The organism is Pseudomonas sp. W4I3 (assembly GCF_030816195.1).
Taxonomy (GTDB): domain Bacteria; phylum Pseudomonadota; class Gammaproteobacteria; order Pseudomonadales; family Pseudomonadaceae; genus Aquipseudomonas.
Genome location: NZ_JAUSXS010000001.1, coordinates 5569545 through 5582874, shown reverse-complemented (window position 1 = coordinate 5582874; position 13330 = coordinate 5569545). Strand labels below are relative to the sequence as shown.

The window sequence follows — 13330 nt, the reverse complement described above, 5'->3', positions numbered from 1 at the left end:
AGAAGCCGCCACCCAAGCTCTGTAGGAACGTGGCGGAAAACGCAGGCGTTTCTACAGGGTTCCAGAGCGGCCCTGATGAGTGAGGAATCAGTACCATGGCTTACAGCGAAAAGGTCATCGACCACTACGAAAACCCGCGCAACGTCGGCAAGATGAACGCGGAAGATCCTGATGTCGGCACTGGCATGGTTGGCGCTCCGGCGTGCGGCGATGTGATGCGCCTGCAGATCAAGGTCAACGACGCTGGCGTTATCGAAGACGCCAAGTTCAAGACTTACGGCTGCGGTTCCGCCATTGCCTCCAGCTCCCTCGCTACCGAGTGGATGAAAGGCAAGACCCTGGATGAGGCTGTCACCATCAGCAACACCCAGCTGGCCGAAGAGCTGGCCCTGCCGCCAGTGAAAATTCACTGCTCCGTACTCGCAGAAGACGCCATCAAGGCGGCCGTTCGCGACTACAAGCAGAAGAAAGGCTTGATCTAAGCATTTGGCGACGAGTAAGGAGTCAACGATGGCTATCAGCATGACAGAAGCGGCTGCGCAGCACATTCGCCGCTCCCTGAATGGGCGCGGTAAAGGTGAGGGGATTCGTCTGGGTGTTCGCACCACGGGCTGTTCCGGCCTTGCCTACGTGCTGGAGTTTGTCGACGAGGTGGTTGAGGAAGACCAGGTGTTCGAAAGTCACGGCGAGAAAGTGATCATCGACCCGAAAAGCCTGACCTACCTGGACGGCACCGAGCTCGATTTCGTCAAGGAAGGGTTGAACGAAGGCTTCAAGTTCAACAACCCCAACGTGCGCGGTGAATGTGGCTGCGGCGAAAGCTTCAACATCTGAGGCTTCTTGTGGGTACTCCTTGTCATTTCGCTTTATTCGAGCTGCAACCGAGCTTTCGGCTGGACCTCGAGCAGCTTGCCACGCGCTATCGAGAATTGGCGCGTGGCGTGCATCCGGACCGCTTCGCTGACGCTTCCGAGCGTGAGCAACGCCTGGCGCTGGAGCAATCGGCCAGCCTCAACGAAGCCTATCAGACGCTGAAAAGCCCCCCCAAGCGCGCACGTTATTTGCTCGCGATGAAAGGCGGTGAGTTGCCGATGGAAGTCACCGTGCATGATCCGGACTTCCTGCTGCAGCAGATGCAGTGGCGCGAAGAACTCGAAGACTTGCAGGACGAAGCCGATGTGGCCGGAGTCGCGGTGTTCAAGCGTCGCCTGAAAACCGCCCAGGATGAGCTCAACGAAAGCTTCGCGGCCTGTTGGGATGACGCAGCGCAACGCGAGCAGGCCGAGCGCCTGATGCGGCGCATGCAGTTTCTCGACAAGCTCACCTACGAAGTGCGCCAGCTAGAAGAGCGCCTCGACGATTAACCCAGTGCTGCCCGTGATGCACGCCTGATAGACAGATAAGACCTGATTACCATGGCTCTACTGCAAATCGCCGAACCCGGCCAAAGCCCTCAACCGCACCAGCGTCGCCTGGCGGTCGGGATTGACCTGGGCACCACCAATTCCCTGGTCGCTGCCGTGCGCAGCGGCCTGTCCGAGCCGTTGCCCGACGCCGACGGCCAGGTGATCCTGCCATCCGCCGTGCGTTATCACGCCGACCGCATCGAAGTGGGCGAGTCCGCCAAGCTGGCGGCGTCTACCGACCCATTGAACACCGTGTTGTCGGTCAAGCGCCTGATGGGTCGTGGGTTATCCGACGTCAAGCAATTGGGCGACCAGCTGCCGTACCGCTTTGTCGGCGGCGAATCCCACATGCCATTCATCGACACCGTTCAAGGCCCGAAAAGCCCGGTGGAAGTGTCTGCCGATATCCTCAAGGTGCTGCGCCAGCGTGCGGAAACAACCTTGGGTGGCGAACTGGTCGGTGCGGTGATCACTGTCCCGGCCTATTTCGATGACGCTCAGCGCCAAGCCACCAAGGACGCGGCGAAACTTGCCGGTCTGAACGTTCTGCGCTTGCTCAACGAGCCCACCGCTGCTGCCGTGGCTTATGGCCTGGATCAGCATGCCGAAGGCCTGGTCGCGATTTACGACCTGGGCGGCGGTACTTTTGATATTTCGATCCTGCGCCTGACCGGCGGTGTCTTTGAAGTACTGGCGACCGGCGGCGACAGCGCCCTGGGCGGCGACGACTTCGACCATGCCATCGCAGGCTGGATCATCAGCAGCGCGGGCTTGTCTGCCGACCTGGACCCGGGCGCGCAGCGCAACCTGCTGCAAACCGCCTGTGCTGCCAAGGAAGCGCTGACGGATGCTGCGACTGTTGAAGTTTCTTACGGCACCTGGTCGGCCCAGCTCACCCGTGAAGCCTTCGATGCGTTGATCGAGCCGATGGTCGCCCGCAGCCTCAAAGCCTGCCGCCGCGCCGTGCGTGATTCGGGTATCGAGCTGGAAGACGTCGGTGCTGTGGTCATGGTGGGCGGCTCCACCCGCGTTCCGCGCGTTCGTAAAGCTGTCGCCGAAGCTTTTGGCCGCCAGCCGCTGACTGAAATCGACCCGGATCAAGTGGTGGCCATCGGTGCCGCGATCCAGGCCGATACCCTGGCTGGCAACAAGCGCGATGGCGGCGAATTGCTGTTGCTCGACGTGATCCCGTTGTCCCTGGGGCTGGAAACCATGGGCGGCCTGATGGAGAAGGTGATTCCGCGCAACACCACCATCCCCGTCGCGCGCGCCCAGGACTTCACCACTTATAAAGACGGCCAGACGGCCATGATGATTCATGTGCTGCAAGGTGAGCGCGAGCTGATCAGCGACTGCCGCTCCCTGGCGCGCTTCGAACTGCGCGGTATCCCGGCCATGGTTGCGGGCGCGGCGAAGATTCGCGTGACCTTCCAGGTTGATGCCGATGGCCTGCTCAGTGTCGCGGCTCGCGAGCTGGGTTCGGGCGTCGAGGCCAGCATCCAGGTCAAGCCGTCCTACGGGCTGACTGACGGTGAAATCGCCAAGATGCTCAAGGACTCGTTCCAATATGCCGGCGATGACAAGGTCGCCCGCGTGCTGCGTGAGCAACAAGTCGACGCCCAGCGCCTGCTCGAAGCGGTGCAGGGCGCGCTTGATGCCGATGGTGAGCGCCTGTTGGACGCCGAAGAGCGCATGGTCATCGACCTGCAGATGCAGGAACTGGCCGAACTCATGAAAGGCAACGATGGTTACGCCATCGAGCAACAGACCAAACGCCTGTCACACGTCACCGATGCCTTTGCCGCCCGCCGTATGGACCAGACGGTAAAAGCCGCCCTGGCGGGTCGCAACCTGAATGAAATTGAGGAATAACTGATGCCGCAGGTCATTTTTCTGCCACACGCCGAGCATTGCCCGGACGGTATGGTTGTTGAGGCTGAGACCGGCAAGTCCATCCTTGAAGTCGCCCATGACAACCATATCGAGATCGAAAGCGCCTGCGGCGGTGTGTGTGCCTGCACCACCTGCCACTGCATCATCCGCGAGGGCTTCAACTCCCTTGAGGAAGCGGACGAACTGGAAGAGGATTTTCTCGACCGCGCCTGGGGCCTGGAGGCGACTTCTCGCCTAAGCTGTCAGGCAAAGGTCGGCACTGAAGACATCACTGTCGAAATCCCGAAATATTCGCTCAACCATGCGGCCGAAGCGCCGCATTGATTCAAGGAACTGTCATGAGCCTGAAATGGGTTGATGTACAAGAAATCGCTATACAACTTGCCGAAGCTCATCCTGAGGTCAATCCTCTCACTGTGAACTTCGTCAAATTGCGTGATCTGGTAATGGCGCTGCCGGACTTCGACGACATCCCTGATCGGGGTGGCGAAAAGGTCCTGGAGGCGATTCAAGGCCTGTGGATCGAAGAAGCAGACTGAGCCGCCTTTTTACGCAGTTAGGCAATACCCAATAACCCGCGTATAATTCGCGGGTTTAATTTTTCGTAAATTACCGTTTCTGGAGTTACACCATGGCTGTTCAACGTACTTTCTCCATCATCAAGCCTGACGCTGTTGCAAAAAACGTCATCGGCGAGATCACCACTCGTTTCGAAAAAGCCGGCCTGAAGGTTGTAGCTTCGAAACTCAAGCAACTGTCCAAGGCTGAAGCTGAAGGCTTCTACGCTGAGCACAGCGCTCGTGGCTTTTTCGGCGACCTGGTTGCCTTCATGATCTCCGGTCCTGTTGTTGTTCAGGTTCTGGAAGGCGAAAACGCTATCGCTCTGAACCGTGAGCTGATGGGCGCTACCAACCCTAAAGAAGCGGCTGCCGGCACCATCCGTGCTGACTTCGCTGAGTCCATCGACGCCAACGCTGTACACGGTTCGGACTCCGAAGCCGCTGCTGCTCGCGAAATCTCGTACTTCTTCGCCGCTACTGAAGTAACCGCTCGCTAAGCATCGGCTTAAAGAGTGAGGGTGAATCCATGACTACATCGACTGTTAAAACCAACCTGCTGGGTCTGACTCAGCCGGAAATGGAGAAATTCTTCGACTCAATCGGGGAGAAGCGTTTCCGTGCCGGTCAGGTAATGAAGTGGATTCACCACTTTGGCGTCGACGATTTCGACGCCATGACGAACGTCAGCAAGGCCCTGCGCGACAAGCTCAAGGCCATTGCTGAGGTCCGTGGTCCCGAAGTGGTCAGCGAGGACATCTCCAGCGACGGCACCCGTAAGTGGGTGGTGCGCGTGGCGTCCGGCAGCTGCGTCGAGACCGTGTACATTCCCCAGGGCAAGCGCGGCACCTTGTGCGTTTCGTCCCAGGCAGGCTGTGCCCTGGACTGCAGTTTCTGCTCCACCGGCAAGCAAGGCTTCAATAGCAACCTCACCGCCGCCGAAGTCATCGGCCAGGTGTGGATTGCCAACAAATCCTTTGGCAGCGTCCCGGCGACCGTCGACCGTGCCATCACCAACGTGGTGATGATGGGCATGGGTGAGCCGCTGCTGAACTTCGACAACGTGATTGCGGCCATGCACCTGATGATGGACGACCTGGGCTACGGCATCTCCAAGCGCCGTGTGACTCTGTCGACCTCCGGCGTGGTACCGATGATCGATGAGCTGGCCAAGCACATCGACGTTTCCCTGGCGTTGTCGCTGCACGCACCTAATGACGCATTGCGTAACCAATTGGTGCCGATCAACAAGAAGTATCCGCTTAAGATGCTGCTCGAATCCTGCCAGCGTTATATGGCCACCCTGGGTGAGAAGCGCGTGCTGACCATCGAGTACACCATGCTCAAGGGCATCAATGACAAGGTCGAGCATGCGGTCGAGATGATCGAGTTGCTCAAGAACACCCCGTGCAAGATCAACCTGATTCCGTTCAACCCGTTTCCGCATTCTGGCTACGAGCGGCCGAGCAACAACGCCATCCGTCGTTTCCAGGATCAACTCCACCAGGCCGGCTACAACGTCACCGTCCGCACGACCCGTGGCGAAGACATCGATGCCGCGTGTGGCCAATTGGTAGGACAGGTGCTGGATCGCACCCGTCGCAGTGAGCGTTACATCGCCGTGCGTGAGTTGAATGCCGCCGATGATGTTGCGCAAAGCGCTGCAAAACGAACCTGAGAGAGGACCTCTATGCCCTTGCGCCTTGCGCTGCTGTTGCTTGTAACCGGTCTGGCGACCGGTTGTGTTTCATCGGGCCATGACAGCCCGCTGCAAACCGGCAAGGGTCGTGAAGCGGCGCGTGTGGCCTATGTGCAACTCGGCTTGGGCTATCTGCAACAAGGCATGAGCGAGCAGGCCAAGGTGCCCTTGAAGAAGGCCCTCGAACTGGATGCCGACGATGCTGATGCCAATGCCGCGCTGGCGCTGGTGTTCAAGGCCCAGGCCGAGCCCGAGTTGGCCGATTGCTATTTCAGCAAGGCACTGGCTTCCCGACCTGGGGACGCGCGTTTGTTGAACAACTACGGCAGTTTCCTGTTCGAGCAGAAGCGGTATGCAGAGGCGGCCGGGTATTTCCAGCAAGCCAGCACCGATACCCTTTATCCTGAGCGCTCGCGCGTGTTCGAGAACCTGGGGGTGGCCTCGATCCACCTGGGCCAGCGCAAGCTTGCGCGCCAGCAGTTGGAAAAAGCCCTGCTCCTGAACGCTCGCCAACCACGCGCTTTGCTTGAAATGGCTGAGTTGTCTTACGAAGATAGGCATTATGTGCCGGCACGTGACTATTACGAGCGTTTCAGCCTGCTCAGCGGGCACAATGCACGTAGTCTGTTACTTGGTGTGCGCCTGGCGACGGTTCATGAAGAACCGGGCACAGCCGCACGTTTTGGCCAGCAACTCGAACGACTCTATCCCGGTACGCCGGAATATCAGCAATACCTGTCGGAGCAATGATGAAAGCCGCGCACCCGGAAGTTGTAGCAGCTAATCGCGTCAACCCAGGCGAGACCTTGCGTCAGGCCCGCGAAAGCAATGGTTGGTCGCTGGCGGAAGTGGCCCTCAAGCTCAATCTGACCACCACCTCCCTGGCCAACCTTGAGGCTGGCGCGTTCGACAAGTTGCCTGGGCATACCTTTGCCCGCGGCTATATCCGCGCCTATGCCAAATTGCTGGGGATCGACCAGACCGTGCTGGTCCAGGCGTTCGACGAGTTCACCGGCACCGACTCCCAGGGCAGCAATGTCCATGGCCTCGGCCGTATCGAAGAGCCCACGCGGGTTTCCCACACGATCTTGCGCATTGTCAGCCTGTTGCTGCTGATTGCCGTGATCGGCGGTGGCTTTGTCTGGTGGCAAGACCAGACCACCCAGCGCAATAAAGACCTGACCAGCAACGCTCTGGAACACGTCGAGGTCGAAAGCGCCGACGGTACCACCCAGATTCATCCGCTGGATGAGCCGGAAGACCAGGCGGTCGCTGAAGGCCAGGCCGCGCCAGAAGCGCCGGCCACCGCTGAACAGCCTGCTCCGCAAGCCAGCAACGCACCCGCTGCGACTGCGGCCGTGCCCGCTCCGGCTCCAGCAGCGCCAGTCGCCCAGGCCCCAGCGGCGGCCGCTCCAGCGCCGGCCGCACCGACGGCGCCAGCCATCTCACCGCCCACTACCCCTGCGCTGATCGCCGGTGACGGGCGCGTACAGATCACCTTCGTCGCTGACTGCTGGACGCAAGTCACCGATGGCAATGGCAAAGTGCTGTTTAGCGGTCTCAAGCGTAAGGGAGATACTCTGGACCAGGGCGGCAAGCCTCCTTTGACGCTGCGTCTGGGCTTCGCCCGTGGCGCGCAAGTGGCCTATAACGGCCAGCCTGTGGACGTGGCGCCGTTCACCAGTGGCGAGACAGCTCGCCTCAAGTTGGGACAATAGTCATGCACGGCGAATCTCCAATCAAACGTCGCGTATCGCGCAAGATCTGGGTCGGCTCGGTGCCGGTGGGCGGCGATGCCCCCATCGCGGTGCAGAGCATGACCAACAGCGACACCAATGACGTGGCCGCCACCGTTGCCCAGATCAATCGTCTGGAAGCGGCTGGCGTGGACATCGTGCGGGTTTCCGTACCAGACATGGACGCCGCCGAAGCGTTTGGCCGCATCAAGCAATTGGTCAAGGTGCCGCTGGTTGCCGACATTCACTTCGACTACAAGATTGCGTTGCGCGTAGCCGAACTGGGTGTGGACTGCCTGCGTATCAACCCGGGCAACATCGGTCGCGAAGATCGTGTGCGCGCTGTGGTGGATGCGGCCCGTGATCGCGGGATTCCGATCCGCATCGGCGTCAACGCCGGCTCGCTGGAAAAAGACCTGCAAAAGAAATACGGCGAGCCTACCCCGGCCGCGCTGGTCGAGTCGGCACTGCGCCACGTTGAACACTTGGAACGCCTGAATTTCCAGGACTTCAAGGTCAGCGTAAAGGCTTCCGATGTGTTCATGGCCGTAGAAGCCTACCGCCTGCTGGCCAAGGAAATCGTGCAGCCGTTGCACCTGGGTATCACTGAAGCGGGCGGATTACGCTCAGGCACAGTGAAATCTGCGGTGGGTCTCGGTATGCTGCTCGCCGAAGGGATTGGCGATACCATCCGTATCTCCCTGGCGGCAGACCCCGTAGAGGAAGTGAAGGTCGGCTACGACATTCTCAAATCCCTGCGTTTGCGTTCCCGTGGCATCAACTTCATTGCCTGCCCGAGCTGTTCGCGGCAGAACTTCGACGTGGTGAAAACCATGAACGACCTGGAGTTGCGTCTGGAAGACCTGCTGGTGCCGCTGGATGTCGCGGTGATCGGTTGTGTGGTCAACGGACCGGGCGAGGCCAAAGAGGCGCATGTGGGCTTGACCGGCGGTACCCCGAACCTGATTTATATCGACGGCAAACCGTCGCAGAAATTGACGAATGACAATCTGGTGGATGAGCTGGAAAAGCTGATCCGCGAGAAAGCGGCCGAAAAGGTCGCCGCTGACGCAGCGCTGATCGCTCGCGGCTGATTGAACGAATTTAAGGATTTGATGTGAGCAAGTCTCTGCAAGCCATTCGTGGCATGAACGACATCCTGCCGGAGCAGACGCCACTGTGGCGTTACTTCGAAAGCACTGTCGCGCGCCTGCTGGATAACTACGGTTACAAGCAGATTCGCATGCCGATCGTCGAGTTCACCGAGCTGTTCAAGCGCTCCATCGGTGAAGTGACCGACATCGTTGAAAAAGAGATGTACACCTTTGAAGACCGTAACGGCGACTCCCTGACCCTGCGTCCGGAAGGTACCGCCGCGTGCGTTCGCGCTGTGCTGGAGCATGGCATCACCGGTGGCGGCCAGACCCAGAAGCTGTGGTACATCGGCCCGATGTTCCGCCACGAGCGTCCGCAGAAAGGTCGTTATCGCCAGTTCCACCAGATCGGTTGCGAAGTCTTCAACCTGGACGGGCCGGACATTGACGCCGAGCTGATCGTGCTGACCTGGCGCCTGTGGGGCGAACTGGGCATCCGCGACGCGGTCAAGCTCGAGCTCAACAGCCTGGGCACCAGCGAGTCCCGGGGCCGCTACCGGGTCGCCCTTGTCGAGTACCTGTCTGCCCATCTGGATAAACTGGACGAAGACAGCCAGCGCCGCCTGAAGACCAACCCTTTGCGCGTGCTGGATACCAAGAACGCCGACACCCAGGCTGTACTGGTCGACGCGCCGAAAATGGCCGACTACCTGGACGAAGAATCCCGAACGCACTTCGAGGGCCTCAAGGCTCGCCTGGATGCGGCGGGTATTCCGTATGTGATCAACCCCAAGCTGGTGCGCGGCCTCGATTACTACAGCAAGACCGTGTTCGAATGGGTCACCGACAAACTCGGCGCCCAGGGCACCGTGTGTGCCGGTGGCCGTTACGATGGCCTGGTCGAGCAGATGGGCGGCAAGCCGACTGCGGGCGTGGGTTTCGCCATGGGCATCGAGCGGCTGATTCTGCTGCTGGAAACCCTGGAGCAAGTGCCGCAAGAGATTTCCCGTCAGGTGGACGTGTATCTTTGTGCGTTTGGCGAGGCCGCCGAACTGGCTGCCTTGGCCCTGAGCGAAAAAGTGCGTGACCAACTGCCGAACCTGCGCCTGCAGATCAATGCCGGTGCGGGTAGCTTCAAGAGCCAGTTCAAGAAGGCCGACAAGAGCGGCGCGTTGTATGCGTTGATCCTCGGCGATGACGAGTTGGCCCAGCAAGTGATAGGTTTCAAACCCCTGCGTGGCCAGGGCGAACAACAGAACATTGCCTTTGATGCGCTCGCTGCGCACCTGGCCACCTGCGTTGTGCAGGGTTGAAGCTGTCGAACAGCCGAATTTAGCGATTAAGGAGTATTGGGGTGTCGAGTACTGATGATGAGCAACTGGCCGAGTTCAAGGACTGGTGGCAGCGTAACGGCAAGCCTCTGGTTACTGGCGGTCTGCTGGCTTTAGTGGTGGTGTTCGGCTGGCAAGCCTGGACCAAGTATCAGGCCAACCAGTCCCAAGGCGCCTCGATCGTTTATCAGCAACTGCTGGAAACTACCCTGACGCCGGACGGCAAGCCGGACCCTGCTCAAGTGGCAGACCTGGCCGGCAAGTTGAAGAACGAATTTGGCGGTACTACCTACGCCCAGTACGGCAGCCTCTTCGTCGCGAAAGTCGCGGTCGATACCGGCAAGCTGGATGATGCAGCCACCGAGCTCAAGGCCATCGCCGACAAGCCGACCAACCCGACCCTGGGTGAAATCGCACGTCAGCGCCTGGCACAGGTATTGGCGGCACAGAACAAGGCTGACGAAGCACTCAAACTGCTCGACGGCGATGCTGACAAGGCATTTGTAGCCACTCGCGAAGAGCTCAAGGGCGACCTGTTGGTCCAATTGGGTCGTACCGACGAAGCCAATGCTGCGTACCAAAAAGCCAAGGCGGCGCTGTCTGATGAAGCGGCGGTCGGTGGCTTACAAATCAAGCTGGACGACCTGGCCAAAGGGGATGCGTGACGTGATCCGTTGGAAACATGCAGCATTGCTGGCTCTGGCCGTTCTGGCCGCGGGTTGCAGCAGCAACAGTAAAAAAGAACTGCCGCCTGCGGAGCTGACCAGCTTCAAGGAAGAAGTGGTCCTGCAGAAGCAGTGGAGCCGCTCCATCGGTGACGGTCAGGGCGAAACCTACAACATGCTGGTACCGGCAATCGACGGTGACAACATTGTGGCCGCTGACGTAACCGGCATCGTGACCTCCATGGATCGCATGAACGGTGACGTGAAGTGGAAGAAAGACCTTGAGTTGCCAGTTTCCGGCGCGGTAGGCGTGGGTTACGGCATGGTCATGCTCGGCACCCTCAAGGGTGAAGTCGTGGCCCTGGATTCCAGCACCGGTGAAGAGAAATGGCGCGCTCGCGTGACCAGTGAAGTCCTCGCACCGCCTGCCACCAACGGCGACATCGTCGTGGTGCAGACTCAGGATGACCGTGTGATTGGTCTGGACGCCGCCACCGGCAACCAGCGCTGGTTGTACGACAGCACCCCGGCGGTGCTGACCTTGCGCGGTACCAGTGGTCCGATTGTGACCAACAATCTGGCCGTTGCCGGGCTGTCGACCGGTAAAGTGGTCGCCCTGAATACCCAGAACGGCGTGCCTGTCTGGGAAACCCGTGTGGCAATCCCACAAGGTCGTTCCGAACTGGATCGTGTGGTGGACATCGACGGCGGCCTGTTGCTGTCGGGTGAGACCCTCTACGTCGCCACCTACCAGGGCCGTGTTGCGGCGCTGGACCTGCAGAGCGGTCGGGTCAACTGGCAGCGTGATGCTTCCAGCTACGCCGGTGTCGCCCAAGGGTTTGGCAGCGTCTACGTAAGCCTGGCGTCCGGCACCGTTGAAAGTGTCGACGAGCGTTCCACCACTGCGCTGTGGAGCAACGATTCCCTGGCTCGCCGCCAACTGTCGGCACCGGAAGTCTTCTCCAGCTACGTAGCGGTCGGTGACTTCGAAGGTTACCTGCACCTGCTGAGCCAGGTGGACGGTCGCTTTGTAGGTCGCGAGCGTATCGACAGCGACGGCCTGCGTGCGCGTCCGCTGGTGGTGGGTAACATGCTTTATGTGTATGGCAACAGCGGCAAGCTGGAAGCCCTGACCATCAAGTAAGAACGATGCCCGGGGACTAAACTCCCCAGGCAGCTTCACCTGTAGGAGCGAGCTTGCTCGCGAAAATCGTTAACGATAACGCGTGATGCTTGAATGAACGCGGTGCCTTTGCAATTTTCGCGAGCAAGCTCGCTCCTACAGTCGAGCACCAGCCGCTGCCCTGCAGCGGCTTTTGTATTTTCTGAAATAACGAAGTGGAGAGCCGCATGGTTCCCGTAATCGCCCTGGTGGGCCGACCTAACGTCGGCAAGTCCACCTTGTTCAACCGCCTGACCAGGACTCGCGACGCCATCGTCGGCGACTTGTCCGGTCTTACCCGTGATCGCCAATACGGTGAGGCAAAGTGGCAAGGGCGCTCCTACATTATTGTCGACACCGGTGGTATCTCCGGTGACGAACATGGCATGGACGAAAAAATGGCCGAGCAGTCGCTGCTGGCCATTGAAGAAGCCGATGTCGTGTTGTTCCTGGTGGACGCCCGTGCGGGCTACACCGCTGCCGACCAGATGATTGGCGAGCACCTGCGCAAGCGCAACAAGCGTTCCTACCTGATCGCCAACAAGATCGACAACATCGATCCTGAACAGGCCCGCGCCGAGTTCAGCCCGATGGGCCTGGGCGACGCAATCCCGGTCGCAGGTGCCCACGGTCGTGGCATCACCCAGATGCTGGAAATTGCCCTGAGCAGTTTCCCCAAGGATGACGCCGACGAAGAAGAGGGTGAAGAAGAGATCGTCGCCGAAGGCGAGGAAGCCAAGCGCATTCCTGGCCCGAGCGAAAAAGACGGGATCAAGATCGCCATCATCGGCCGCCCTAACGTCGGCAAGTCGACCCTGGTCAACCGCATGCTGGGTGAAGACCGGGTCATCGTCTATGACCAACCTGGCACTACGCGCGACAGCATCTACATCCCGTTCGAGCGCAACGACGAGAAGTACACGCTGATCGACACCGCCGGTGTGCGCAAGCGCGGCAAGATCCACGAGGAAGTTGAAAAATTCTCCGTGGTGAAAACCCTGCAGGCGATCAAAGACGCCAACGTGGTGATCTTCGTGATGGACGCCCGCGAAGGCGTGGTTGACCACGACCTGAACCTGCTGGGCTTCGCCCTGGAAGCCGGTCGTGCCCTGGTGATCGCGATCAACAAGTGGGACGGCATGACGCCAAGCGAGCGCGATTTCGTCAAGATCGAGCTGCAGCGTCGCCTGTTCTTCGTTGAGTTTGCCGATATCCACTTTATCTCGGCACTGCACGGCACCGGCGTGGGCAACCTCTACGCGTCCGTACAGAACTCGTTCAAGTCCGCGGTTACGCGCTGGCCGACCAACCGCCTCACCCAGATCCTGGAAGACGCGGTTGGCGAGCACGCGCCGCCGATGGTCAACAACCGCCGCATCAAACTGCGTTACGCCCACTTGGGTGGTGCCAACCCGCCGATTATCGTGATCCACGGTAACCAGATCGAGAAGGTGCCCAAGTCCTATGTGCGTTACCTTGAGAACACCTACCGCCGTGTCTTGAAACTGGTCGGTACGCCGATCCGTATCGAGTTCAAGGGTGGTGAGAACCCGTACGAAGGCAACAAGAACACACTGACCGACCGTCAGGTGAACAAGAAGCGTCGTTTGATGACTCACCACAAGAAGGCCGACAAGAAGCGCAGGGATAAGAAGTAGCAGCTGCAAGTTCCAAGCGACAAGCTGCAAGAGAGGGCTCCTTTGGGGGCCCTTTTTTGTGCCTGGCAGTTTGCCCCTTGACCTCCTTGCAGCTTGCAGCTTAAAACTTGGGCTCACCCGAAGGGGGCT

General features: G+C 59.8%; 15 protein-coding genes. All 15 read left to right on the top strand.

Features of this window, described 5'->3' with window-relative positions; genetic code table 11:
* The first annotated feature begins 95 nt into the window (after window positions 1-95).
* The 15 genes from iscU (at window position 96) to der (ending at window position 13201) form a co-directional block, all read left to right on the top strand.
* A complete protein-coding gene (gene iscU / locus QF045_RS25415) occupies window positions 96-482 on the top strand; it encodes a Fe-S cluster assembly scaffold IscU (RefSeq protein ID WP_003175965.1) in 387 nt (128 codons plus the stop codon).
* 28 nt (window positions 483-510) lie between these two features.
* Complete coding sequence (gene iscA, locus QF045_RS25410) at window positions 511-834, top strand: iron-sulfur cluster assembly protein IscA (protein WP_003209680.1); 324 nt, start codon at window positions 511-513, stop codon at window positions 832-834.
* 8 nt (window positions 835-842) lie between these two features.
* Window positions 843-1364, top strand: coding sequence for a co-chaperone HscB (gene hscB / locus QF045_RS25405; protein WP_306494529.1), 522 nt, complete (start codon window positions 843-845; stop codon window positions 1362-1364).
* 51 nt (window positions 1365-1415) lie between these two features.
* On the top strand, window positions 1416-3278 hold the full coding sequence (gene hscA, locus QF045_RS25400; RefSeq protein ID WP_306494528.1) for a Fe-S protein assembly chaperone HscA: 1863 nt from the start codon (window positions 1416-1418) through the stop codon (window positions 3276-3278).
* A 3-nt stretch (window positions 3279-3281) separates the two neighbouring features.
* Window positions 3282-3623 carry an ISC system 2Fe-2S type ferredoxin gene (gene fdx, locus QF045_RS25395; protein WP_003175958.1) on the top strand — a complete coding sequence of 114 codons (342 nt, stop codon included), beginning with the start codon at window positions 3282-3284 and terminating at the stop codon, window positions 3621-3623.
* A 14-nt stretch (window positions 3624-3637) separates the two neighbouring features.
* Complete coding sequence (gene iscX, locus QF045_RS25390; RefSeq protein WP_034128025.1) at window positions 3638-3838, top strand: Fe-S cluster assembly protein IscX; 201 nt, start codon at window positions 3638-3640, stop codon at window positions 3836-3838.
* A 92-nt stretch (window positions 3839-3930) separates the two neighbouring features.
* Window positions 3931-4356, top strand: coding sequence for a nucleoside-diphosphate kinase (ndk, locus tag QF045_RS25385; RefSeq protein WP_003175956.1), 426 nt, complete (start codon window positions 3931-3933; stop codon window positions 4354-4356).
* A 29-nt stretch (window positions 4357-4385) separates the two neighbouring features.
* Window positions 4386-5534, top strand: coding sequence for a 23S rRNA (adenine(2503)-C(2))-methyltransferase RlmN (rlmN, locus tag QF045_RS25380; RefSeq protein WP_306494527.1), 1149 nt, complete (start codon window positions 4386-4388; stop codon window positions 5532-5534).
* A 12-nt stretch (window positions 5535-5546) separates the two neighbouring features.
* Window positions 5547-6305 carry a type IV pilus biogenesis/stability protein PilW gene (gene pilW / locus QF045_RS25375; protein WP_306494526.1) on the top strand — a complete coding sequence of 253 codons (759 nt, stop codon included), beginning with the start codon at window positions 5547-5549 and terminating at the stop codon, window positions 6303-6305.
* Window positions 6305-7273, top strand: a complete 969-nt coding sequence (locus tag QF045_RS25370; RefSeq protein ID WP_306494525.1) for a RodZ family helix-turn-helix domain-containing protein — start codon at window positions 6305-6307, stop codon at window positions 7271-7273. The genes pilW and QF045_RS25370 overlap by 1 nt, the downstream gene beginning before the upstream one ends.
* A gap of 2 nt (window positions 7274-7275) precedes the next feature.
* Window positions 7276-8385, top strand: coding sequence for a flavodoxin-dependent (E)-4-hydroxy-3-methylbut-2-enyl-diphosphate synthase (gene ispG, locus QF045_RS25365; protein ID WP_003175952.1), 1110 nt, complete (start codon window positions 7276-7278; stop codon window positions 8383-8385).
* 23 nt (window positions 8386-8408) lie between these two features.
* Entirely contained in the window at window positions 8409-9698 is a 1290-nt protein-coding gene (gene hisS, locus QF045_RS25360; RefSeq protein ID WP_306494524.1) for a histidine--tRNA ligase, read from the top strand.
* Between the two features lie 41 nt (window positions 9699-9739).
* On the top strand, window positions 9740-10381 hold the full coding sequence (locus QF045_RS25355; RefSeq protein ID WP_124388098.1) for a YfgM family protein: 642 nt from the start codon (window positions 9740-9742) through the stop codon (window positions 10379-10381).
* Window positions 10374-11525 carry an outer membrane protein assembly factor BamB gene (gene bamB / locus QF045_RS25350; RefSeq protein ID WP_306494523.1) on the top strand — a complete coding sequence of 384 codons (1152 nt, stop codon included), beginning with the start codon at window positions 10374-10376 and terminating at the stop codon, window positions 11523-11525. Before QF045_RS25355 ends, bamB begins: the two co-directional genes overlap by 8 nt.
* Window positions 11526-11731: 206 nt before the next feature.
* Entirely contained in the window at window positions 11732-13201 is a 1470-nt protein-coding gene (gene der, locus QF045_RS25345; RefSeq protein ID WP_306494522.1) for a ribosome biogenesis GTPase Der, read from the top strand.
* Window positions 13202-13330: the final 129 nt, after the last annotated feature.

Excerpts from the sequence above, each read along its gene's own strand:
- ndk (WP_003175956.1), top strand. The coding sequence starts at position 3,931 with ATGGCTGTTCAACGTACTTTCTCCATCATCAAGCCTGACGCTGTTGCA.
- der (WP_306494522.1), top strand. The coding sequence starts at position 11,732 with ATGGTTCCCGTAATCGCCCTGGTGGGCCGACCTAACGTCGGCAAGTCC.
- hscA (WP_306494528.1), top strand. The coding sequence starts at position 1,416 with ATGGCTCTACTGCAAATCGCCGAACCCGGCCAAAGCCCTCAACCGCAC.
- iscA (WP_003209680.1), top strand. The coding sequence starts at position 511 with ATGGCTATCAGCATGACAGAAGCGGCTGCGCAGCACATTCGCCGCTCC.
- rlmN (WP_306494527.1), top strand. The coding sequence starts at position 4,386 with ATGACTACATCGACTGTTAAAACCAACCTGCTGGGTCTGACTCAGCCG.
- fdx (WP_003175958.1), top strand. The coding sequence starts at position 3,282 with ATGCCGCAGGTCATTTTTCTGCCACACGCCGAGCATTGCCCGGACGGT.
- ispG (WP_003175952.1), top strand. The coding sequence starts at position 7,276 with ATGCACGGCGAATCTCCAATCAAACGTCGCGTATCGCGCAAGATCTGG.
- bamB (WP_306494523.1), top strand. The coding sequence starts at position 10,374 with ATGCGTGACGTGATCCGTTGGAAACATGCAGCATTGCTGGCTCTGGCC.
- iscX (WP_034128025.1), top strand. The coding sequence starts at position 3,638 with ATGAGCCTGAAATGGGTTGATGTACAAGAAATCGCTATACAACTTGCC.
- iscU (WP_003175965.1), top strand. The coding sequence starts at position 96 with ATGGCTTACAGCGAAAAGGTCATCGACCACTACGAAAACCCGCGCAAC.
- pilW (WP_306494526.1), top strand. The coding sequence starts at position 5,547 with ATGCCCTTGCGCCTTGCGCTGCTGTTGCTTGTAACCGGTCTGGCGACC.
- QF045_RS25370 (WP_306494525.1), top strand. The coding sequence starts at position 6,305 with ATGAAAGCCGCGCACCCGGAAGTTGTAGCAGCTAATCGCGTCAACCCA.